The organism is Streptomyces sp. NPDC033229 (assembly GCF_055576875.1).
This window is the reverse complement of record NZ_JBVIQR010000015.1, coordinates 82,647-103,787: the sequence shown is the minus strand read 5'-3', so window position 1 is coordinate 103,787 and position 21,141 is coordinate 82,647. Positions and strand designations below refer to the sequence as shown.

At 71.2% G+C, this 21,141-nt stretch carries 17 protein-coding genes, 1 tRNA gene and 1 pseudogene; 4 read left to right on the top strand and 15 right to left on the bottom strand.

Annotation, left to right across the window (positions count from 1 at the left end):
* Positions 1-138: 138 nt before the first annotated feature.
* The 6 genes from ACZ53N_RS15885 to ACZ53N_RS15860 all read right to left on the bottom strand — a co-directional run bounded on the left by ACZ53N_RS15885 (position 139) and on the right by ACZ53N_RS15860 (position 7,457).
* Complete coding sequence (locus ACZ53N_RS15885; RefSeq protein WP_130878056.1) at positions 139-780, bottom strand: IclR family transcriptional regulator; 642 nt, start codon at positions 778-780, stop codon at positions 139-141.
* Between the two features lie 317 nt (positions 781-1,097).
* On the bottom strand, positions 1,098-2,885 hold the full coding sequence (locus ACZ53N_RS15880) for a DEAD/DEAH box helicase (RefSeq protein WP_469141431.1): 1,788 nt from the start codon (positions 2,883-2,885) through the stop codon (positions 1,098-1,100).
* 302 nt (positions 2,886-3,187) lie between these two features.
* Positions 3,188-4,645, bottom strand: coding sequence for an MFS transporter (locus ACZ53N_RS15875; protein ID WP_469141430.1), 1,458 nt, complete (start codon positions 4,643-4,645; stop codon positions 3,188-3,190).
* Positions 4,646-4,763: 118 nt separating this feature from the next.
* Complete coding sequence (locus tag ACZ53N_RS15870) at positions 4,764-5,840, bottom strand: YeiH family protein (protein WP_469141429.1); 1,077 nt, start codon at positions 5,838-5,840, stop codon at positions 4,764-4,766.
* Positions 5,841-5,886: 46 nt separating this feature from the next.
* Positions 5,887-6,441, bottom strand: a complete 555-nt coding sequence (locus ACZ53N_RS15865; protein WP_469141428.1) for a cysteine dioxygenase family protein — start codon at positions 6,439-6,441, stop codon at positions 5,887-5,889.
* 110 nt (positions 6,442-6,551) lie between these two features.
* Positions 6,552-7,457, bottom strand: coding sequence for a LysR family transcriptional regulator (locus ACZ53N_RS15860; protein ID WP_469141427.1), 906 nt, complete (start codon positions 7,455-7,457; stop codon positions 6,552-6,554).
* 98 nt (positions 7,458-7,555) lie between these two features.
* Here ACZ53N_RS15860 and ACZ53N_RS15855 point away from each other — a divergent pair, with 98 nt between their 5' ends.
* The 4 genes from ACZ53N_RS15855 (at position 7,556) to ACZ53N_RS15840 (ending at position 9,534) form a co-directional block, all read left to right on the top strand.
* Positions 7,556-8,455 (top strand): alpha/beta fold hydrolase, encoded by a 900-nt coding sequence (locus ACZ53N_RS15855; RefSeq protein ID WP_469141426.1) that lies wholly within the window; start codon positions 7,556-7,558, stop codon positions 8,453-8,455.
* 98 nt (positions 8,456-8,553) lie between these two features.
* Positions 8,554-8,625 (top strand) — tRNA-Cys (locus ACZ53N_RS15850).
* A gap of 79 nt (positions 8,626-8,704) precedes the next feature.
* Positions 8,705-9,022, top strand: a complete 318-nt coding sequence (locus tag ACZ53N_RS15845; RefSeq protein WP_469141425.1) for a DUF4190 domain-containing protein — start codon at positions 8,705-8,707, stop codon at positions 9,020-9,022.
* Between the two features lie 98 nt (positions 9,023-9,120).
* A complete protein-coding gene (locus tag ACZ53N_RS15840) occupies positions 9,121-9,534 on the top strand; it encodes a hypothetical protein (protein WP_469141424.1) in 414 nt (137 codons plus the stop codon).
* An 872-nt stretch (positions 9,535-10,406) separates the two neighbouring features.
* Here the strand turns inward: ACZ53N_RS15840 and ACZ53N_RS15835 are convergent.
* The 9 genes and pseudogenes from ACZ53N_RS15835 to ACZ53N_RS15795 all read right to left on the bottom strand — a co-directional run.
* A pseudogene (locus tag ACZ53N_RS15835) lies at positions 10,407-10,652 on the bottom strand (RHS repeat-associated core domain-containing protein); the annotation flags it as partial.
* Complete coding sequence (locus ACZ53N_RS15830) at positions 10,550-11,068, bottom strand: WXG100 family type VII secretion target (RefSeq protein WP_469141423.1); 519 nt, start codon at positions 11,066-11,068, stop codon at positions 10,550-10,552. The gene ACZ53N_RS15830 and the pseudogene ACZ53N_RS15835, both read right to left, overlap by 103 nt.
* Positions 11,065-11,409, bottom strand: coding sequence for a hypothetical protein (locus ACZ53N_RS15825; protein WP_469141422.1), 345 nt, complete (start codon positions 11,407-11,409; stop codon positions 11,065-11,067). Before ACZ53N_RS15825 ends, ACZ53N_RS15830 begins: the two co-directional genes overlap by 4 nt.
* A gap of 106 nt (positions 11,410-11,515) precedes the next feature.
* A complete protein-coding gene (gene mycP / locus ACZ53N_RS15820; RefSeq protein WP_469141421.1) occupies positions 11,516-12,583 on the bottom strand; it encodes a type VII secretion-associated serine protease mycosin in 1,068 nt (355 codons plus the stop codon).
* A gap of 158 nt (positions 12,584-12,741) precedes the next feature.
* Positions 12,742-14,283, bottom strand: a complete 1,542-nt coding sequence (locus ACZ53N_RS15815; RefSeq protein WP_469141420.1) for a WXG100 family type VII secretion target — start codon at positions 14,281-14,283, stop codon at positions 12,742-12,744.
* A gap of 59 nt (positions 14,284-14,342) precedes the next feature.
* The gene (locus ACZ53N_RS15810) at positions 14,343-14,825 is read right to left on the bottom strand and encodes a hypothetical protein (RefSeq protein WP_469141419.1); all 483 of its coding nucleotides are present in this window, start codon (positions 14,823-14,825) and stop codon (positions 14,343-14,345) included.
* Between the two features lie 457 nt (positions 14,826-15,282).
* Complete coding sequence (locus ACZ53N_RS15805) at positions 15,283-17,568, bottom strand: xanthine dehydrogenase family protein molybdopterin-binding subunit (protein ID WP_469141494.1); 2,286 nt, start codon at positions 17,566-17,568, stop codon at positions 15,283-15,285.
* Positions 17,569-17,618: 50 nt separating this feature from the next.
* Positions 17,619-20,072, bottom strand: a complete 2,454-nt coding sequence (locus ACZ53N_RS15800; RefSeq protein WP_469141418.1) for a 2Fe-2S iron-sulfur cluster-binding protein — start codon at positions 20,070-20,072, stop codon at positions 17,619-17,621.
* Complete coding sequence (locus tag ACZ53N_RS15795) at positions 20,069-20,995, bottom strand: FAD binding domain-containing protein (protein WP_469141417.1); 927 nt, start codon at positions 20,993-20,995, stop codon at positions 20,069-20,071. The genes ACZ53N_RS15800 and ACZ53N_RS15795 overlap by 4 nt, the downstream gene beginning before the upstream one ends.
* Positions 20,996-21,141 lie beyond the last annotated feature (146 nt).

Here is a 21,141-nt window from a genome sequence, read left to right as displayed (position 1 = left end):
GCTTGATGTGGCTGAGCTCAGCCACATCAAGCCCGTCCGGCGATTGAGGACACCGCCGCGCAGCGGTGGTGCGGCGGAAGCCGAACCACCCGCCCGGGCCCCCCGGGGGAACCCGAACAAGCCCAGCGCAGCGTCATGTCACCGCAACGCGTCCGCGACCTCCTTCGCCGCTTCCATCACCCGGGGGCCGACCCGGGCGGGCACGGAGTCGGCGAGCATGACGACGCCCACGCTGCCCTCGATGCCGGTCACCCCGAGCAGCGGCGCGGCCGCCCCGCTCGCGCCGGCCTCGAGTTCGCCGTGGGTGAGCATGTAGCCGGGACTGTCGACCTCGCCCCGGCGGGCGGCGAGTATCGCCCGGCCGGCCGCGCCCCGGTCCAGCGGATGCCGGAACCCGGCGCGGTAGGCCACGTGATAGTCCGTCCACGTCGGTTCGACGACGGCCACCGCGAGCGCCTCGGTGCCGTCGACGAGAGTGAGGTGGGCGGTGGCGCCTATGTCCTCGGCCAGGGAGCGCAGGGCGGGCAGGGCCGCCTCCCGGACGAGCGGATGCACCTGGCGGCCGAGCCGCAGCACACCGAGCCCGACTCTGGCCCGGCCGCCTATGTCCCGGCGGACGAGCGCGTGCATCTCCAACGTGGCGAGCAGACGGTAGACGACCGTGCGGTTGACGCCGAGCTTGATGGACAGCTCGGTGACCGTCAGGCCGTGGTCGGTATCGGCGAGCAGTTTGAGGACGCGCAGTCCCCGGTCGAGTGTCTGTGAGGTCTCCGCGGTCACGAGGCCCTCCTCCGATGAGTGGCGGGCTCTCGTCCCGGTGGGGGTTTCGCGCCACCGGTCCCGTCCGGCAGCGCGCGACAAGAGGCCGCCGGCCGCTTTGTCGCATGGCACCGGCTGCGCTCCGCGGCGGCGCTGCCACGGGGCGTGTGCGTGACCGGCACGGTAGCGAGCCGGTCCGCTCAGCGGAAGAGTCTGCTCACAATCCGGTCAGCGCGCGGCTGATTCACGAATATCGAGCACGGGTTCCCAGCATGCGGACAGCTGAACGACATCGCCGGACGGGCTGATCCAGCCCGTCCGGCGATGAGGGACGCGTTCTACTTCATGCGGGTGGCCCACTCGCGGACCTTGTTGATCCGCTCGTTCAGCTGCCCCGCCGTGGCCTCCGCGCTCGGCGGCCCGCCGCAGACCCGGCGCAGCTCGGTGTGGATCACGCCGTGCGGCTTGCCGCTCTGGTGCACATACGCGCCGACCAGGGTGTTGAGCTGCTTGCGCAGCTCCAGCAGCTCCTTGTGGGTGACCACCGGCCGCCGTTCGGCGGGCAGTTCGAGCAGGTCGGCCTCCGCGTCGGGCCGCTTGCGGCTGTGCGCGATCTGCCGTGCCTGCCGCTTCTGGAGCAGCATCTGCACCTGGTCCGGCTCCAGCAGGCCCGGGATGCCGAGGTAGTCCTGCTCCTCCGGGCTGCCCGCGTGCGCCTGCATGCCGAACTCGGCACCGTCGTAGAGCACCCGGTCGAAGACCGCGTCGGACTCCAGCGCCTCGAAGGAGAGCTGGTCGTCCTCGCCGGTGTCCTCGTCCTGCTGGCGCTCGGCCTCGGCGAGGAGCTTGTCCTCCTCGGCGTAGGGGTCCTCCTCGCCGTCCTTCTTCGGCTTGTCGAGGACGTGGTCCCGCTCGACCTCCATCTCGTTGGCGAAGGTCAGCAGGGTGGGGATGGTGGGCACGAAGACGGACGCGGTCTCGCCACGGCGGCGCGAGCGCACGAAGCGCCCGACGGCCTGGGCGAAGAACAGCGGCGTGGAGATCGTCGTCGCGTAGACGCCGACGGCCAGCCGGGGCACGTCCACGCCCTCGGACACCATGCGCACGGCGACCATCCAGCGGGCGTCGGAGGCCGCGAAGTCGTCGATGCGCTGGGAGGCGCCGGTGTCGTCGGACAGGACCACCGTCGCCGCCTCGCCGGTGATCTCCCGGATCAGCTTGGCGTAGGCGCGGGCCGAGTCCTGGTCGGCGGCGATGACGAGGGCACCGGCGTCCGGGATGCCCTTGCGGACCTCCGTCAGCCGCTGGTCGGCGGCGCGCAGCACGTTCGGCATCCAGTCGCCGCGCGGGTCCAGGGCGGTGCGCCAGGCCTGCGAGACGGCGTCCTTGGTCATGGGCTCGCCGAGCCGGGCCTCCAGCTCGTCGCCCGCCTTGGTGCGCCAGCGCATGTTGCCGCTGTAGGAGAGGAAGATGACCGGCCGCACGACGCCGTCGGCGAGCGCGTTGCCGTAGCCGTAGGTGTAGTCGGCGGACGAGCGGCGGATGCCGTCGTTGCCCTCCTCGTACGTGACGAAGGGGATGGGGTTGGTGTCGGAGCGGAAGGGCGTGCCGGTCAGGCACAGCCGGCGGGTGGCCGGCTCGAACGCCTCCAGGCATGCCTCGCCCCAGGACCGGGAGTCGCCGGCGTGGTGGATCTCGTCGAGGATGACGAGCGTCTTGCGCTGCTCGCAGCGGTTGCGGTGGAGCATGGGCCGCACACCGACACCGGCGTAGGTGACGGCGACGCCGTGGTACTCGCGGCCGAGGGGGCCGGCGCTGTACTCCGGGTCGAGCTTGATGCCTATCCGGGCGGCGGCCTCGGCCCACTGCTTCTTGAGGTGCTCGGTGGGCGCGACCACGGTCACCTGCTGGACGACGTGGTGGTGCAGCAACCAGGACGCGAGGGTGAGGGCGAAGGTGGTCTTGCCCGCGCCCGGGGTGGCGACGGCGAGAAAGTCGCGCGGCTGTTCCTGTACGTACTTCCCCATCGCGCCTTCCTGCCAGGCGCGCAGCTTGTTGGCGGTACCCCAAGGGGCCCTGCCGGGGAAGGCGGGCGAAAGGTGGTGATTGGCGGTGGTGGTAGTCACGGTCTCCGTCGGCTGGGTCGGCGATCGGCAACCGCGTCAGCCTACCCGCGTCGGCGGTGCGTCCCGGGTGCTACGCCCCGGGCTCACCCGGGTGTGGGACAGAGGTCACACCGTTCAAGCCCGTCCGACGATTGAGCACCGAGAGCCCGGGGCGGAGCCCCCGACAACTCCGCCCGTCCGGCGATTGAGGACCGGGGGCCCGGAGGCGGAGCCCCGACAACTCCAGCCCATCCGGCGCTTGAGGACCGGGGGCCCGGGGGCGGAGCCCCCGGTTACGGGAAGGGGCGGGACCGGGGAAGGACCTACCCCCGCGGCTTCAACCGCGCACCCACACACGCCCCCACCCCCGCACACACCACCCCCAACAAGAACACCGCCACAAACGCCCCACCCGGCGCCCCCGCACCCGCACCCGCATGCGCCGTCACCGCCCCACCCCCGCAAGAGACGAACAGCACACCCGCCACCCCCACCAGCGCCACACTGCCGAGCGCGTCCGACACCTGGAGCGAAGCGGAGTTCGTCCCCTCCTCCCCGGGCCGGGAGAGCTTGAGCAGCAGCACCGCCCCACCGGAGATCGTGAGCCCCATGCCGTAGCCGCCGATGACCCAGGAGACGGCGACCACCCACACCGGCACCCCGTCGATCAGCACGGTCGGCAGCAACGCGACGGCCAGCGCCAGCAGCGCCATGCCGAGGCTCATCAGCCGCTCGCGGTGCGGCTCGGCGCGGCCGCGGCTCTGGGTGAACGAGGCGAGCGCCCAGCTCAGCCCGCCGCCGGTGAGCGACAGCCCGGCCATGGTCGCGGACAGCCCGCGCTCGGTCACCAGCATCAGCGGGACGAAGGTCTCGGCGGCCAGGAAGGAGCCCTGTGCGATGCCGCGCAGCAGCACGACCGACGGCAGACCGCGCGCGGCGCGGAAGGTGCCCGGGGGCAGCAGGCGCAGGACGCACGGGACGAGGAGGGCGAGCCCGGCCGCGGCGGGCAGCAGGGACCAGGCCTTGAGGTCCTGGCCCGCGTACTGCAGCAGTCCCGCGCCGACGGCCACGGCGAGGGCGAGCCCGACGCGGCTGCGGCCGGGGGCGGCTTCGCGGGCGGCGGCGGGGAGGGCGCGCAGCGCCGGGAGCATCACGGCGAGGGGCAGCAGGATCAGCACCGGGATGGCCAGGAACACCCAGCGCCAGCCGAGCTGCTCGGTGACCGTGCCCGCGACGAGGGGACCGACGATCACCGGCACGACCCAGGCCGCCGAGAACGAGGCCATGACGGCCGGCCGGAGCCGCTCGGGGTAGGCCCGGCCGACCACCACGTACAGCGCGACGATCACCAGCCCGGCGCCGATGCCCTGCACTCCGCGCCCGGCCACGAACATCCACATCCGCCCGGCCGAGCCCGCTATCACCAGGCCCGTGCCGAAGGCGGCGATGCCGGTGAAGAGGGGCACCAGCGGCCCGGTGCGGTCGCACCACTCCCCCGACAGGGTCATCGCGAAGAGGCTCGCCGTGAAGAAGGCGGAGAAGGCGAAGGCGTAGAGCTCGATCCCGTCGAGCGCCTCGGCCGCGACGGGCATGGCGGTGTTGACCGCGCTCGCCTCGAAGGCGATGAGCGAGACGACGGAGACGATGCCGAGGGTGAGGGCCCGGTAGCGCCGCCCGAGGACGCCGCCGTCACCGCTGTCGGTGTCGTGTCCGGTGTCGCGATCGGGTGGGGATATGGCGGGGACGTCGGCACCCACGGCCGGGGAATCGGAGGCGGTCATGGGCGTCAGCGTAGGAGCGGGGAAGCCGGTCGACACCTGTCGTGCGACGGGAGTCGACTCGGCAATCCGTCGTAGGCCGAAGGGCCTGCGGAGCCGCGGGAGGCGGAGGGGACGCGCGTCATGTGGTGAGCAGCACGCCCACGTACGACGCTCCGGCGATCACGACCCACGACGACAGCCCGAGCGCCGCGACCCGGCCCCCGGTCCGGACGAGCGAGGGCAGGTGCACCGCGCTGCCGAGCCCGAAGAGGGCGGCGGCGAGCAGCAGCTCCTGCGCGTGCTGGGCGACGTCGAGCACCCCGCCGGGCACCAGGCCGGTGCTGCGGACGGCGACCATGGCGAGGAAGCCGAGGACGAAGAGGGGGACGAGCGCGGGCCGCTTGCCCGTCGAGGCACCGGCCGGGGCGGCGCGGCGGGCCCGTACGGACATGGCGACGGCGGCGACGAGCGGCGCGAGCATGGCCACCCGCATGAGCTTGACGAGGACGGCGTCGGTCAGGGCGTCCGGCCCGGCGGTCTGGGCGGTGGCCACGACCTGTCCGACGTCGTGCACGCCCGCGCCGACCCAGCGTCCGAACTGCGCGTCGTCGAGGCCGAGCGGGTGGTGCAGCAGCGGCAGTACGGCGATGGCGAGCGTGCCGCAGAGCGTCACGAGGGCCACGGACGTCGCGACGTCCTCCTCGTCGCTGCCCGTCACCTCGCTGACCGCGCCGATCGCGGAGGCGCCGCAGATGGAGTAGCCGGTGGCGATCAGCAGCGGCTGGTCGCCGCGCAGTCCGAGCTTGCGCCCGAGCCAGAGCGTCCCGCCGAACGTGGCGGCGACGACGGCGAGCACCATCACGACGGTGGCCCAGCCGAGCCCGAGGACGTCGTGGAGGCTGAGCTTGAGGCCGAGCAGCACGATGCCGATCCGCATGAGCCGCTTGCCGGCCATGGTCAGCCCGGCCCGGCCGGTGCCGCGTATGCGGGCGCGCAGGCCGGGGGTGTGCGCGGCGGCGATGCCGAGCACGACGGCGGCGGTGAGCATGGGGACGGCGGGTACGAGCAGGTGGACCGCCCAGGCGAGCGCGACGCCCGCGGCGGCCATGGCGAGCCCGGGGAGGGGGGCGGGGACCTTGCGCGGCGGCTTGGGCGCGCCGGGAGCGCCGCCGTCGCCGACCGCGTGGTCCCGTACGCGCGAGCTGATCAGTGCCACGACGGCACTCCTCGCGGGGAGGGAACTCGGGGGACCTGCAAGGTCATCACAGTTCGCCGACCGGCAGGTCGTAGACGCGCCGGACGCTGGAGCCGAGACGGGCGACGTCGGCGCCGTAGATGTGAATGGAGATCGCCTTGGACGAACAGGAGTTGCGCACGCGGTGGATGTCACCGGGCGGGGCGAAGCCGCAGACGTCGCCCTGGCCGTTGATCACATCCTCCGTGGCGACGAGGCGGGCCGTCGTGCCGTCGGGGACGAGCCGGTAGCGGCGCTCGCTCTCCTGGCCCTCGTGGACGCCGGTGACGCACCACGAGACGTGGTCGTGGACGGCGGTCTGCTGACCGGGCAGCCAGACGAGCGCGACGACGGAGAAGCTGCCGTCGGATTCGGCGTGCAGGATGTGCTGGCGGTAGCGGTCCAGGTCGCCCTCGCGCTGTTCGGCGGTGAGCAGGTCGGGGGCGCCGAGGTGGCCCGCGAGCCGCTCGCCGACGAGGTACGCCGTCGTGTCGGGCGGCAGGCCACGGCCTACGGCCACCCGGACGTCGTCGACGAGCTGATCGAGTCGAGCGGTCGTCAAGGCTGCGGTGGGTGTGGTCATACGTGCAGAGTCGAGCCGTCGGAACCATCACGTCCAACGACAGTTTCTTGGCAGGGTGCCAACACAGGCTTATGGATGTGTGTCGCGCGCGGAACGCCCGTCGCTGTCGCTCAACATCCGACGCGGCGGGCGGCGACCGCTTTCAGCCCGTCCATGACGAGTGCGGTGGCGGGGATGCGGAGGTGGTCGCGGAGGACGTAGGCGGAGACCTGGCGGCGGCAGGCGGGGTCCAGCGCCCGCCCGGTGATCTTGTCGTGGCGAAGGAAGGACAGGACGAGCCCGGGCATCATCGCGACGCCGAGCCCCTCCGCGACGAGCGACTGGACGACGAGATTGTCGTCGGTCGTGAACGCGATGTCGGGCGCGAAGCCCTGCTCGGCGCACTCGTGCAGGAAGTTGGTGCGGCAGCGCAGACAGCCCGCGATCCAGCGCTCCTCCGCGAGATCGGCGAGTTTGACGGCACGCCGGCGGGCGAGCGGATGCCCTATCGGCAGCAGGACGGTGAGCTGGTCCTCCATGAGCGGTATCTCGACGAGCTCGTCGGGGACCTGTTCCCGCAGGCCGGGATAGGTGAAGGCGAGCGTGATGTCGCACTCGCCGCGCACGAGACGGTGGAGTGAGTCGGGGGGTTCGCTCTCCTGGAGCTCGACCCGGACACCGGGATGGTCGATGGCGAGGCGGGCCACCGTCTCGGGTATGAGGGTGGCGCTGGCACTGGGGAAGGCGCAGACCCTCACGCGTCCGGAGCGCAGCCGGGTGAGGGAACTCATCTGCGCCTGGGCTGCGGTGAGGCTGTCGAGGATGGTCTCGGCGTGCCGGGAGAGGGCCTCACCGGCCTCGGTGAGCCGCATCCGGCGGCCGACACGGATGAAGAGCGGCGTCCCGACGGAACGTTCGAGGGCCTTCATCTGCTGCGTGATCGCGGGCTGCGTATAGCCCAGCGAGCGAGCGGCCGCCGAGTAGGAACCGGCCTTGACCACTTCGTGGAACGTCCTGATGTGCCGGGAGTCGAACACCGCTGAATCATAAGCGGAGGTTGGGATAACCGGGCAAGTGGCCGATGGCTGCTTTTGGATCACGAATGGGCTTGCGCAAATCGGGCAGAGAAGAGGCCATGCCTCCCTACGTTTCGCATTTCACGTCCTTCGACGGCGCGGACCTGGCCTACACCGTGCGGGAAGCACGTGATGGCTCGACGGCCCCGCCGCTGGTCTGCCTGGCCGGCGGGCCGGGCCGCGACGCCGCATATCTGGACGATCTGGGCGGCCTCGACGCGCACCGCACCCTGATCGTCCCCGACAGCCGCGGCACGGGCGCCTCCCCGACGGCCGCGGACCCCGCCGCGTACGCCTTCCCCTCCCTGGCCCAGGACCTGGAGGCGCTCCGCGCCCATCTGGACGTCCCGCGCTTCGCGCTGCTCGCCCACGACGCGGCATGCGCGACGGCCCAGGCGTACGCGGCCTCCCACGGGCACCACCTGACCCACCTGGTCCTGGTCACCCCCGGCTCGCGGCTCCAGGGCGAACTCCCCGACGACGCCGAGCAGATCTTCGAGTCCCGCGCCACGGAACCCTGGTGGAAGGACGCGTACGTGGCCGTCCACATGCTGGCCCAGGCGACGGACATGGCGGAGGTCCGCTCCCTCCTCCTCCGCGCGGCCCCCCTGGCCTACGGCCGCTGGGACACCCCCCAACGCACCCACGCGGCCACCGAGGGCGACCAGCTGAACCCGGTCCCCCGCGCCGGCTTCTGGCAGGGCGTCGACGAACACGCCCGCCTGGCCCTCCTCGCGGCCCTGCGCGAGCTGGAGTGCCCGACGCTGGTGGTGACCGGCGACCGTGACGGCGTGACGGGCATGCGGGCGGGGGAACTGGTCGCGGAGTCCATCCCGAACGCCAGGCTGAGGCCGCTGCACGGGGTGGGCCACTACCCGTGGGTGGACGAGCCGGAGATGTTCGGCCCGGTGGTGGAGGAGTTCCTGGGATCCTCGGCGAACGACGATGAACCTCGATGAACGCGGCATGTCAGCCATATGGCAACTTGCGCCAACCCCGACGGGGCCATTGAGCTCTGACCATCACGCACCTATGGTCATGCGGGAAGGCACAACACGGCCGTGTGCCCGAGTGGTTGAGGGGCTCGCCTGCAAAGCGAGTTACGCGGGTTCGATTCCCGCCACGGCCTCTGAATGAGTACCCGGGCAGCCGGTGGATGAGTACCAGTCCCGATGCCCGCCGGGGTGAGGCGTCCATACGGTCGGGGCATGACACAACGAGCCACGTTGCCGCCGTCCGACAGCCTGCCGACGCCGGACGACCGAGACGGCGCGGGAGTGGCGGCGCTGGTGCTCAGCATGGTGGCTGTCGGGCTCGTAGCCACGCTCTGGGGGATCCTCCTCACGATCCCGGTCGGCATCGCGGCGATCATCTTTGGCACGGTCGGTGTCCGCAGGGCGAGGCGCGGCGAGGCGAGCAATGGCCGCATGGCTCTCATAGGGCTCTTTATCGGCTCCGCCGTCACGCTCACGGTGGTGGGCGGCATGGTGTGGCTTATGCACCAGCTGTCTCAGTCGTTCCCGTGACATCGCTGGTGGGTGCGGGTCGGATTCCGGCCACGGGAGGGCGCTGGGCCGGTTCCGGGATTTTTCGCGAGCGGTGACGTCATGTCACAGTCACGCCCATGACTGAAGAAAACCAGCGCAAGATCGGCCTGCTGGCGGGCATTGCGCTGTCCGCGGGCCTCCTTCCCGGAGTAACCCTCGGCGGCGACGGCCTGCCGGACAGACTCCTGACGGCGGCCTTGACCGCCCTCCTCTTCATGATCCTGACCACCGTGGTGGACACCACCCCGGTCTTCACCCGCCCCAAGGTCCCGGCGGTCCTCCTCATCCTCGGAGCGGCGGGCTGGCTCCAGGACACCCTGATATGGCTCCTGGCCGCCTGGCTCTTCGCCCTGGCGGGCGGTGACCTCCACGTGAACGGCATCGCGGCGGCGGCCTTGGCGGGCCTGGTGACACGAACGGTGCTGTGGGCCGCGCTGTGGGTACTCCCCCTGAAGGGGGCGGAGGCGGAGCGGGAACGGGTGGCGAGCTAACGACTATCTCGGCGGCCGGTCGCACAGCGCTTCGACAAGCCCCCGCACCACGTCCGGACGTGCGCCACCGAGTTGGATGAGCTCTTCCTCGATGGCGGCACGCTCCACCCGCAGTGAGGGAAGCTTGAGGCTGTGGCGTTCCAATGCTTCACGGCCAGCCCGCAGATCCCGCCGCAGAGAGATCAGGGCTGGCTACCACTTCCTACGCGTAAACATCTCAATGTCATCCATCGCGTCCTCAGCAGACCCGACCATCGCAGGGTCGGCTACTAGAGCCCGAAGAGTGGCCAGGGCTTCCGGGCCAACCACGCCACGAACTCTCGCCGAGTGCCCAAGTGAAACTGCAGCACACCTTCTCAATATTGCATCATCGTGCCGCAAGTAGGTAACAATCCGCGCCTCCACCCATTCTCGGTCGGGGTCGTTAAGTGCCACTGAAATCAGCACCGGGCAGATTTCATCCACACTCCCACTCAAAAAAGCTTCCTCGGCTTCTTCTCGCGAGACAGGAATCGGCGATCTATATTCCATTAACCTCTCACATTCATTCACCCCGTCATCTTCCTTTACTATTCTGGAGCGATAATCTTACCCTTCCCATTCACCAGCCCCGCCTTCCGCAACGCACTCTGCATCTTGGGGTTCAATTCACCCCAGGACCGGGCATGACCATGATAGATGTCCTTGCCGGGATGAGTTTGATCGAACACGGAGAATTCGCCCGATTCACGGTCAACACTCACCCTGCGCGTCGTATTGGGACCCAAAGATACTGACCTGTCCAAGGCTGCCTGAGGGTTGGCGGGCTCGGGGGCCGCATCCCCTCGCTGCGTTTTTCCATGTTTCGGAGAAGGCTCAAATTTCAGGTTCGAGCAACCTTGCAACCCCAGCGAATCTATCCAACTCAAGGGATTGAGAACATAGGCGTGCTGATTGGGTGCGGGATCAAGCCCAAGCGGGTCAGGGCTTACATAACTCGCGATCCCCGGATCGTAATAGCGGAAGTAGTTGTAGTTCAGGCCCGTTTCGGCATCGTGGTACTGCCCCGGGAAACGAAGAGGGCAGTCGACAGCACCCTCCGGCGGAGCCGGCAAGCGGGCTCCCCAGAGCGTGGTGCGGACGCCTCGGCGGTAAGGCCGGCGGTGAAGGCCGCCAGGCCGAAACCAGCGGCGATGACCACGGCATTGATGGCGAGGGCTTCCTGCAGCTTGTCGACGGCATCCTCGATGACCTTCGCCAGATTCTTGAGCCCCGTGGCCATCTCCCGGGCAGCCTTCGCGATATCGCTCAGCCAGCCCTTGCCCCCGTCACCCGCGTAACGGCCCCAGAAGGTCTCGAAGGCGTCGATCGCCTCGCCCTTGTTATTGCGTATGAGCGCACCGGCGGTGTTGTTCACGGGGGTGCGCACCGCGTCGACGCTGTCGGCGAACGTCTCCCAAGCGGCGGCGGCCTTGCGCAGCTTGCCCGGATCGCCGTCCGGCCAGTGCAGGCCTATCGCCTTGAGGGCGTTCTTCGCCTCGTCCGCAACACTCACTTGGCGCCGCCGTGCCCGGGCTTGGCCTTGGCGAACATCCCTGCGATCAGATCGTCGTTCTCGACGTGGCCGTCCGCCATGTCGTTCATCGCCTCATGGACGCTGACAAGGCCCAGGACAAGGGTGGCCGTGGCACGCTCGATGGCCTTCTGCTGCTTGAGATAGGAGGCCACGAACTTCTTGACCCCGTCGTCATCACCCCACGGTTCGCCGAGGCCGTCCAAGGTCTGCACAAGCTTGGTGAGTGCATCGCTCAGCTTCTGGCTCTGCTCGTGAAAGACCGGTGCGGACGACTTGATGTCCTCGGTCTTGATGTCCAGAACCTTGCCGCTGTCGCTCACGACGCGTCTCCCCCACGGAGTTCCTTCCCGGAACCCTCACGACTAGTGCTTTGCTGTCTGATCGGTGTGCGCGATGCCCTGTGATCGCGCGGATGCCTGCGGCACGCTACATCCGGCGTGACCTGCGACGCCTATTGAGCCCCACCGGAATGGCGACGGCTGCCGCTACTGCGGCAGCGACGCCTACCGCGAGGACGTTGCGCGTCGAGAGCAGGCCGTCGCCGTTGTCATTGGCGGCGGAGCGCGGGGGCATGCCGCCGGTGGCGCGCGATGCGGTTGCCTGCGGCGCGGGTGCGTTGGGGCCCGGGAGGGGGTTCACGTCGGCGGGACCCGGGTCGCCGGGGTTCTTGAGGGCGATGCGGGGGCGGACTACTCCGTAGCCGATCGAGTCGCTGCGCTTGTCGCCGTTCTGGGGGCCGCCGGCGGTGTTGATGAGGACGCGGGTGATTTGGTTGGCGGTCCAGTCGGGGTGCACGGACCAGAGGAGGGCGGCGGAGGCCGATGCTAGGGCGGTGGCGCCGCTGGTCCCGTGGCTCCGGCAGACTCCGGTGCCGCCCTTGCAGGTGATGACCAAGTTGTCGCCCGGGGCTGCCAGGTCGACTTGCGGACCGCGCTCCGACTCCGCCGTCGCTTCGATCTCCTGGTCCACTCCGGCTACGCCCACCACTCCAGGGAACGCCGCTGGGTAAACGACAGGGTTAGCTTTATTGCCCCAGTTGCCGACACCAGCAAATACCAGCTTGCCCTTAGAGATGGCGTACTCAATGGCATCCGCCTCCAGCGAGCTCCTTTCTGGCCTTCCCATCGAAATATTGATGATCTTCGCCTCAGAATCCGCCGCATACCGGATCGCCGCACTCATGGCAGTGCCTGGTGCTGTCTGAGTTACTGGGGCCTTGTCGTTGACAACACGCAAGGGAAGAATCTTGGCTCCGGGCGCCAGTCCCATGGCACCTGCCCCTGCGCTACCCTTTCCAGTTCCTGCAATTAGCGCAGCCATCCTGGTTCCATGGCCGTCATAGTCAGAGTCAGCCCCTCCGGCGATTCCTGAAAAGTCTCTGCCCGGAAGAAGCCGACCACGTAGGTCAGGTAGCTCGGAGTCCACGCCGCTGTCGACGACTGCCACCGTCACACCGTCACCTGTACTGGCTTTCCACATCTCCTCAGCCCGCATGGCATCCAGGTGCCACTGCTGCGAACGAACTGCGTCCGCACGAGCGGACTGAGCGGAGATCGCAAGAACCACGAGTGCGGCGACACCACATACCAAGCCCCTCCGCCTGCCGGTCCCGGAACCTGCGCTGCGATGCATGTGTCTGCCTCTGCCTGAGATCAGTCGATGACGGGTGGGACGATACGTCGGTCGCTCTGCGGCCAGGGCTCTTCGTCCTCGACCAGGTAGTCGGGACGTTGCCGGGACCTGGAGGCGCTCCGATTGAGCGACCGATTCGCCTCTCCCGGGCCTCGAACAAGCCCCGTTCCACCTGGTGTGAACGGTCGATCCATTGCCCCCGCAAGACGACCGCCTACAACTCCGCCACTTTCGGTTGCCAGGCGTCGACCGCCGCCTTGGCCTCCGCCCATCCGGCCCGACGGAGCTCCCGGAATGGCCGCGCCGATACCGTGGCCCACCGGGGGGCGGCCTGAACCAGACTCAGTGCCGCCGATGACAGTTCCTCGGGCGGCCTGGGTCGGTGACGGCCCCGTCGCGCGTGGCATCGGCCGACCGCCGACGATGCCGTCGTTGGGTACGCCTATCCGGGGCATATTGACCCGCCCGCCACCGATGCCCTGACCAGGGCCTGCCCCGCCTCCAACACCCTGCCCAGGCATTCCAGGGACCATCCGTTGCCGTACTTCGCCGATCGGCGCTCCCCTCACGACACCCGTCTTCGTATGACCGATATCCCCCAATGGAGGCAGGCTCTGGGGCAGGGACGGCAAGGCCCGGTCGGGCGCGCCACCCTCGTGGGAAGGGACCACTGGCCCCTTAGAGGGGAGGGCTGGAGCTTGTGTTGTCGCCACTCCACCATCGATTTCCACAGCAGCGGAGCCGGTTTCCTGACGAGGGCCGGACACCGCACCCTCGCTTGCGCCTGCAACTGCGGCTACATCGACCCGGCCCTCATGTTCTGAGGGCACAGCCGTGTCGGCGGCACGGGCTGGTCCTCCCTCGTATGCCTGCGGGCCTGTCACCCCAGGTTCGGTGGCCTGACCAGGACGTACAGCAGCGCCTGGGGCCGGGACGTAATCCGCGCCGTCAATTCCGGGCGTCGGCATGAACTTTTCCTTCACCGGCTGAAACTGCGGCCTCTCCACCTGCCCCATGTTGTGCGCCGACCACACATACGACCCCGCGAGCTTCCGCATCAGGCTCACCGCCTCCGCGTGGTCCTCGTCGAGGCGCTTCTGGGCCGCCGTAGCCGCCTCCGGGGTGGGGCCCGCCAGGACGCCGCCGCCCGGCTTGGGGGCGTCGGAGGACGTCGGGGGCTTGAGGAGGAAGCCTCCCGGGTGCTGGGACAGGTAGGAGTTCAGGGTCGTCTTCGACGACGCCGAGTACTCCGGCATCGACGACTTGACCGAGCTCAGCGTCTCCGCCGCGTGGCCCATCCACGTGCCCGCCTTGTCGCTGAACTCCCCCAGCCGCGTTGTGGCGTTGACCATGTTCGCGCCCCACGTGCGGAAGGCGTCGCCGGCCTCGCCCTCCCAGTTGACGTGGGACATGTACGTCCGGAGGTCTTCGCCGATCTTGCCGATGGCGACACCGGCGGTCTTGAGCCTGTCGCCGAGTGCCCGGGTGGCAGCCGGATCCGCGCTCTCGATCATCGCGCGCAACTGCTCGTGGGTCTGGGACTCGAAGTCGGTCGTGATCATGGCGGGGTTGACGGTTCGCCGGATGACCGGGCCTACGCCGCCCGGAGGTGGGGTGGTCATCAGATGCTGCCCTTCTGGCTGCCCGGCGTCGGGGGCGGCGTCGGCTTCGCACTCGGCTCCGACGGGACGTCCTTCGCGGGGTGCGGGTCCCGGTCGCGGTTGTAGTGCTCCTTGGCCCTCTCCTGGATGGCCCACATGCGTTCGCGCGCTTCCTGGTCGATGTTGGCGTAGCCGACCCGGGAGGCGTGGATGGCCGTGCCCAGCGCCTCGATCTGGTCGAACAGGAGCTGGGAGAGGGTCGCCAGCTGGGTGTGGACGTCGTCGTACGCGGAGTACAGGGCGTCGGCCTCGCCGAACGACTTACCCAGCACCGCCTGCGCGAGGCGGTTGCCCGTGAGGCGGTCCGGGCCGCCCTCGGAGCCCGTGAGGTCGGTCAGGAGGGCGTCCACCCGTCCCTGGAAAGACTTGAGTTGTTCCAGGTCGGCTTCCAACCTCGCCGTCTGGCCGCTCGCCCCCGCCGCCCCACCGGCACCGTCCACCACGTCTACTGCCCGCCCCTCACGTCTTCCCCGTCAGCCAATGCATCACCATGCGTCCCCAGCCTACTGACAGGCAGTGACAGCGACATGAGTACGAGTACTCATGTGTTCGAAATCGTGCGTCAGAACACCGGCAGCGCCGTCAGTTCCGCGTCCCCAATGACGGGCCCCGGGCAGCGACCCGAACCTGTCGCCGCCGTCCGGCCGAGTGATGACCGTGTACGGGCCGATGCGTCGCGAAACGGCCGTACGTGGCGCTGACAGCGCTGACGTGTGTGAACGATCCCCCCGAGCCGTGTGCACAGCATTCGGGAGCCTACTAGGGGCGGCCTTTCGACTATGGGGCCGTCTTGTTGCCTGTCGGCGGGCGCCCTGCGGGCGCGTCCTCAAACGCCGGACGGGCTTGAAGTGGCTGGGCTCAGCCCAACCAGCTCAGCCCAACCAGCCGTCCGGCGACGTCCTACGCCTGCGCCCCCACCGCCGACTGCGGCCGGATCGGCAGTCGGTTGACCGGGCGGCCCGTCGCCGCCCGTACCGCCGCGGCCACCGCCGCCGGGGAGGTGACGACCGGGACCGCGCTGATGGCCTTCGCGCCGAAGGGGGCGACCACGTCGCGCTCCTCGACCAGCTTCACGATGCGGATGTCGGGGGTGTCGAGCGACGTGGGCAGGGAGTAACCCGTGAGGTCGGGGCGGCGGACGAGGCCGCCGGTGGTGCGGAGGTTCTCGGTGAGGGCCGCGCCGACGCCCTGGGTGATGCCCGCCTCGATCCGGGCGTGGGCCTGGCGGGGGTTGAGGACCCGGCCGACGTCCTGGGCGACGGCCATCTCCACCACGCGCACCGAGCCCAGCTCGACGTCGACGTCCACGACCGCGCGCACGGCACAGAAGGCGAGGCCGACGAACGCGTCACCCTGGCCCGTGTCGTCCAGCGGCTCGGTCGGGTGGGGGCGGCACTGGGCGGTCGCCCAGAGTTCCTTGCCGTCCAGGGCCTCCGCGACGGTCGTGCTGAGCACCCCGTCGTACGACGTGATCTTGCCGTCGGCGATCGTCAACAGCTCGTGGGACATGCCGAACTGGTGGGCCAGCGGCTGGAGGAGCTGCGTGCGCACCATCCGCGCGGCCCGCTCGACCGCGCCGCCGGAGACCCAGGTGTGGCGGCCGTGCGCGGCCGGGCCGCAGGGCGGCTGGTCGGTGTCGACGGGTGCGACGTAGACCTCTTCGAGCCCGAGGACCTCCTGGACGATCTGACGGGCGAGGGTGCTGAAGCCCTGGCCCGTCTCGACCGCGGCGCAGATGACCGTGGCCACCGAACCGGTGACCTTGACCGTGGCCGTGGAGACCTCGTCCGCGCCTTCCGCGCCGAGCATGTGGACCATGCCGACGCCGTAGCCGACGCCGCGCCGCACCGCGCCGGGCTCGCCGGCGCCCTCGGGGCCGCCGGGCAGCAGCCAGTCCGCCTCGGGGTCGTCCAGCGGCAGGGCGGGCAGCGGGAAGTCCCGTACCGCGCGCAGGAGTTCGGCCACGGGGGCCGGGCAGGTCACGGTCTGGCCGGTGGGCAGCAGATCGCCGGTGGCCATGATGTTGCGCAGCCGGATCTCGGCGGGGTCGATGCCGAGCCGGGCCGCCAGCTTGTCCATCTGGCCCTCGTACGCGGCGCACACCTGCATGGCGCCTTCGCCGCGGACGTGGCCGGAGGGCGGGTTGTTGGTCCGTACCGCCCAGCCCTCGACGAAGGCGTGCGGGACGACGTACGGGCCGCAGGCGAAGGAGACGGCGGCGGCGAGGGCCTCGGCGGAGGAGTCGGCGTAGGCGCCCGCGTCCAGCAGGATCTGCGCCTCGACCTTCACCAACTTGCCCTCGGCATCGGCGTGGTGACGGTACCTCAGCAGCGTGGGGTGGCGGTGCGGGTGGGCGAGGAAGGACTCCTCGCGGGTCGCCGCGAGCTTGACGGGGTGGCCCGTGCGCAGCGCCAGCAGGCCGAGCGGCAGCTGGATGCCCGGGTCCTCGCGGTCGCCCATCGCGCCCGGCACGCCCGTGACGACGATCTTCACCCGTTCCGGCGCCAGCCCGAAGCAGGCGGCGGCCAGGTCGCGGTCGGCGTGCGGGTCGGTGGAGGCGGTGTAGATCTCGACGCCGCCGTCCGGGCGCGGCACGGCGAGTGCGGCCTCGGCACCGATGGGCGCCGGGTCCTGGCGCCCGATCCGGTACAGGCCCTCGACGATGACCTCGCCGGTCGCCTCCGGGTCGCCGAAGCGGAGCGGGATGTGCCGGATCAGATTGCCGTCGGGGTGCAGCGGCTCGGCCGCGAAGGCCTGCTCGGGGTCGGTGACCGGCTCCAGCAGCTCGTACTCGACGGCGATGGCCGCCGCGGCGAGCCGGGCCGTGTCGGGGTGGTCGGCGGCGACGGCGGCGATGGGCTCGCCGTGGTGGCGCACCAGCTCCGACGCGAACACCGGCCGGTCGGCGACACCGCGGCCGTGGGCCGCGTCGCCGGGGACGTCCGCGTGCGTGATCACGGCCCGGACGCCCGTCATCGCGGCGGCGGCCGACGTGTCGATCGACACGATCCGGGCGTGCGGGTGCGGTGAGCGCAGCAGGGCGGCCCACAGCAGACCCTCGGCCCACAGGTCGGCGGCGTACGGGAAGACGCCCTGGGTCTTGGCGGCCGCGTCGGCGGCCGGCAGCGAGACACCGAGGCCGTGGGTCGGGGGCTCGGTGGGAGTGGCGGGTGCGGAAGGGGCCATCCCCGGGAGATCGGGGATTCCGGCCGCTCCGGCCGAGCCGCCCATTCCAGTCATGCCGTTGCCCTTCCGCTGCCACCGTCGTGCGGGCCCGCCTGGTGCGGGATGCGTGCCGAGTCCGCTCCCGGCCACGCCTGTTCCTGGCCGATGCCGGGACCGGCCCCGGGGCCGGCTCCGTACGCCGTCTCCTGCGCCGTGCCGTCGGCCGCCTCGTGCATCGTCTGGTGCATCGGCTCATGCATCGGCTCGTGCACCGCTTCGTTGGCCGCTTCCTGCGCCGCGGCCGACTCGGCGCGCTCGTCCGCGACCTGGCGGACCGCGTCGAGGACGCCCCGGTAGCCGGAGCAGCGGCAGAGGTTGCCGCAGAGCGCCTGGCGGGTCTCCAGCTCGGTCGGGGCGTGGTTGCCCTCGAGCAGATCGTGCATGGTCATGGCCATTCCGGGCACGCAGAAACCGCACTGCACGGCCCCGCACTCGGCGAGCGCACGCTGGACGTCCGACGGCCGGCCGTCGACGGCCAGGCCCTCGACGGTGCGGACCTCCGCGCCCGCGGCGGTCGCGGCGGGCACGAGGCAGGACGCCACGAGCCGCCCGTCGACCTGCACGGAACAGGCCCCGCACTCACCCTGCGAGCACCCGTCCTTGGCACCGGCGAGGCCGAGGCGCTCGCGCAGCACGTAGAGCAGCGACTCCCCGATCCAGGCGTCGGTCACGGGCCGGTCGGTGCCGTTGACGCGCAGGACGTACGAGGCGTGGGGGTGCTCGGTGTGCGGGTTGTCGACCGGAGGCGCCTGGTCGGCTTCGGACTGCGGGGCATCCGGCCTCGGGTCCTCGGTCCGCAGGTCTTCGGTCCGCAGGTCCTCGGTTCGAACGCCTTCGGTTCGCAGGTCTTCGGCTTGCGGGTCGGCTTCCGGGGCTGCCGCCTCGTCCACCTCGCGGCCGACCGGGTGCAGATCCGCCGCTACCTGCGGATATTCGGACGACTCGGGCTCAGCCACAGGCTGCGACTGCTGCTCGATCGGCGCGTGGTCCGCCGGAGCCTGTTCGAACGGCTCAGGCTGAGGGAGCTGCTCCACGTGCGGGTACGCGTCCTGATGCGCGGCGTCGGGAGCCGTCTCGGCGTCCGGGACGGCGTCCACCGCTGCCGGTGCCTGCTCGTGCTCGGCTCCGCCTTCCGGCGCCGCGGGGGCCACCGGGGCCGCCGGCGTCTCCGGGAGGGCCTGGCCCTCCGCGTGCGACTGCCCGGCGTGGGAGCCGTCCGGGCCCGCGGCGGGCTGCGTCCACGGTGCGGCCTGATGATCGCCCGTACCGGTGACGTGGCTGTCGTGCGTGTCGTGCTGCGCAGCGGTGAACGCACCGTGTCCGTCGGCGCCGGGGACGGCTCCGGGGAACGCGGAGGCGACCGGCGCCGGGACCCCGCCCGTGAAGCCGCCCAAGGCGTACTCCCCGGACTCCTCCGCCGTGTCGTCCTGCGCGACCGGGATCGACCACTGGCCCGTCGATCCGGTCTCCGCGCCCACGGCCGCCATCGGCTGGTGCCAGGCGTCGGGGCTCACGGCCTCGTCGGGCCCGGTGTGCGGTACCGGCCACTGCGCCGTGTCGTGCGGGTCGGCGGCGTTGCTGAGGGCGTACTCGCCGGACTCGTCGACCGGGTCGTCCCCGGCGGCCGGGACCGTCCACTGACCGGTCGGCCCGCCCTGCTGGTGCGTCGCGTGGGCGCCCTCCCCGGCGCCGGCGTGCTCGCCGGACCCGCCCGGGGTGAACGGCATGGGCCACTGCTCCGTCGGGTGCGGGTCACCGCCGCCGCCATCACCCGCCGGAATGTGCCCGTAGTCCTGCGGCTGGCCGTGGCTCTGCTCGTGGATGGGGGCGTGCCCCTGCTGCTGCACCTGCGCGTAGTCGTACGAACCGGCCGGAACGGGCCATTCCGACGCGCTCGGAACGCCCGGCACCGACCCCGGAACCGAGCCGGGGAACGCTCCTTGGCCCGAACCCGGCACCGCGTCCCGGTCCGACATCGCGCCCGCCCCGGCCGCCGCCACCGGCACCGGCTCCTGCGCGGCGTGCTGCGCGGCGGGGTTCGCAGCCTGATGCGCGGCGTGCTGCACGGCATGGTTCGCGGCGTGGTTCGCGGCATGGTTCACCGCGTGATTCACCGCATGGTCCGCGGCATGCGCGGAGGCGTGGGGCGTGGCCCACTGGTCCGGCGCCTGCGCGGGCGTGCCGTGCGCGGGCGTGCCGTGCACCGACTCCTGGACGGGCGCCGGTTGTGACGGAGGCGCCGACTGCTGCCAGGCCGCGGCCGGCGGCGGGGTGTAGCCGCCCGTGCCGGGGGCGGCCAGGGGGTCCCAGGAGCCGCCCTGGGTCGCCGCGCCCGGGTGGGCGAGAAGCTCGGGCGGAAGCTGCACGAACGTCGTGCCTTCCGCGTCCAGTTCCGCGCCGCGGGGGATCGGCTGCCAGCCGCTCTCCCCGGTCGGCGAGGCGTGTCGCTGCTGTTCGTCACTCACGCGAGTGCCCTCCCCAGTGCTCGGCGGGCCAGAGTCGCCACCGTACGACGCAGGTGCAGGACGGCGGGCGGCAGGGTGGCGCCCGGCTCACCGTGCTGCGGGGACTGTGCGGCCTCCAGGACCGGCTCGGCGGGTGCGGGGTCGGGGATGCACGCGGCCGCGACGTACTCGCCGAAGGCGGCGCACGCCTCGGGCGCGAGCGTGCGCTCGCCGTCCCAGTCGATGAGCGAGGAGACCCAGCGCTCGGCGTCCAGCGGGCGCAGCGGCATGGGCGCGACCGCGCCCACCGCGCACCGCACATGGCGCCGGGCCGGGTCCAGGACGACGGCCACCGACGCGGTGGCCCGGCTCGGGCCCGTACGGCCGGTGGCCTTGAGGAAGGTCTGGGGGGCGTGCAGCAGCGGCACCCGGACGTAGCCGATCAGCTCGCCCGGTGCCAGCATCTCGAAGCCGGCCAGCAGGTGGCCGACGGGGATCTCGCGCCGCGAGCCGCCGGGGCCCGCCACGATGAGGGTGGCTTCCAGGGCGGCGAGCACGGGCAGCGCGTCGCCGGTCGGGGCGGCGGAGGCGATGTTGCCGCCGAGGGTGCCGGCGTTGCGGATCTGGGGCGGCCCGGCGGCGCGCGCGGCGGCGGCCAGCGCCGGGATCAGGGCGGCGAAGTCGGGACGGCCCATCCGGGCGTGGGTGAGGCCCGCGCCGAGCAGCGCGTGGCCGTCCTGGTACTGCCAGCCGCGGATCTCGCTGATGCGGCCGAGGCCGACGAGCGCGGCGGGCCGCAGCAGTCCGGAGTTGACGGCAGCCATCAGATCGGTGCCGCCCGCGACGGGCACGGCGGCGGGCATGGCGGCGAGGGCCTCGACGGCCTCATCGAGCGAGCCCGGCAACGTCACCGTGTTCGCCGCTTGCGGTGCGTGCGTGGTCAACCCAGCTGCCCCTTCCCCGGTGCTCCCGGCTGTTGCCCGTCTGATCCCGCCGTACGGTACGTGCTGACAGCCCGGACGTGGCAACTCTGGCACATCTTCCGAGTCCGTCGTCGCGAGGGTCCGCGAACCGCCGTTCCGTACCGGGC

Coding starts and splice junctions, on each gene's coding strand:
- ACZ53N_RS15815 (WP_469141420.1), bottom strand. CDS start 14,283: ATGATCACGACCGACTTCGAGTCCCAGACCCACGAGCAGTTGCGCGCG.
- ACZ53N_RS15875 (WP_469141430.1), bottom strand. CDS start 4,645: ATGACCGCCTCCGATTCCCCGGCCGTGGGTGCCGACGTCCCCGCCATA.
- ACZ53N_RS15855 (WP_469141426.1), top strand. CDS start 7,556: ATGCCTCCCTACGTTTCGCATTTCACGTCCTTCGACGGCGCGGACCTG.
- ACZ53N_RS15840 (WP_469141424.1), top strand. CDS start 9,121: ATGACTGAAGAAAACCAGCGCAAGATCGGCCTGCTGGCGGGCATTGCG.
- ACZ53N_RS15805 (WP_469141494.1), bottom strand. CDS start 17,568: ATGGCCCCTTCCGCACCCGCCACTCCCACCGAGCCCCCGACCCACGGC.
- ACZ53N_RS15865 (WP_469141428.1), bottom strand. CDS start 6,441: ATGACCACACCCACCGCAGCCTTGACGACCGCTCGACTCGATCAGCTC.
- ACZ53N_RS15845 (WP_469141425.1), top strand. CDS start 8,705: ATGACACAACGAGCCACGTTGCCGCCGTCCGACAGCCTGCCGACGCCG.
- mycP (WP_469141421.1), bottom strand. CDS start 12,583: ATGCGGGCTGAGGAGATGTGGAAAGCCAGTACAGGTGACGGTGTGACG.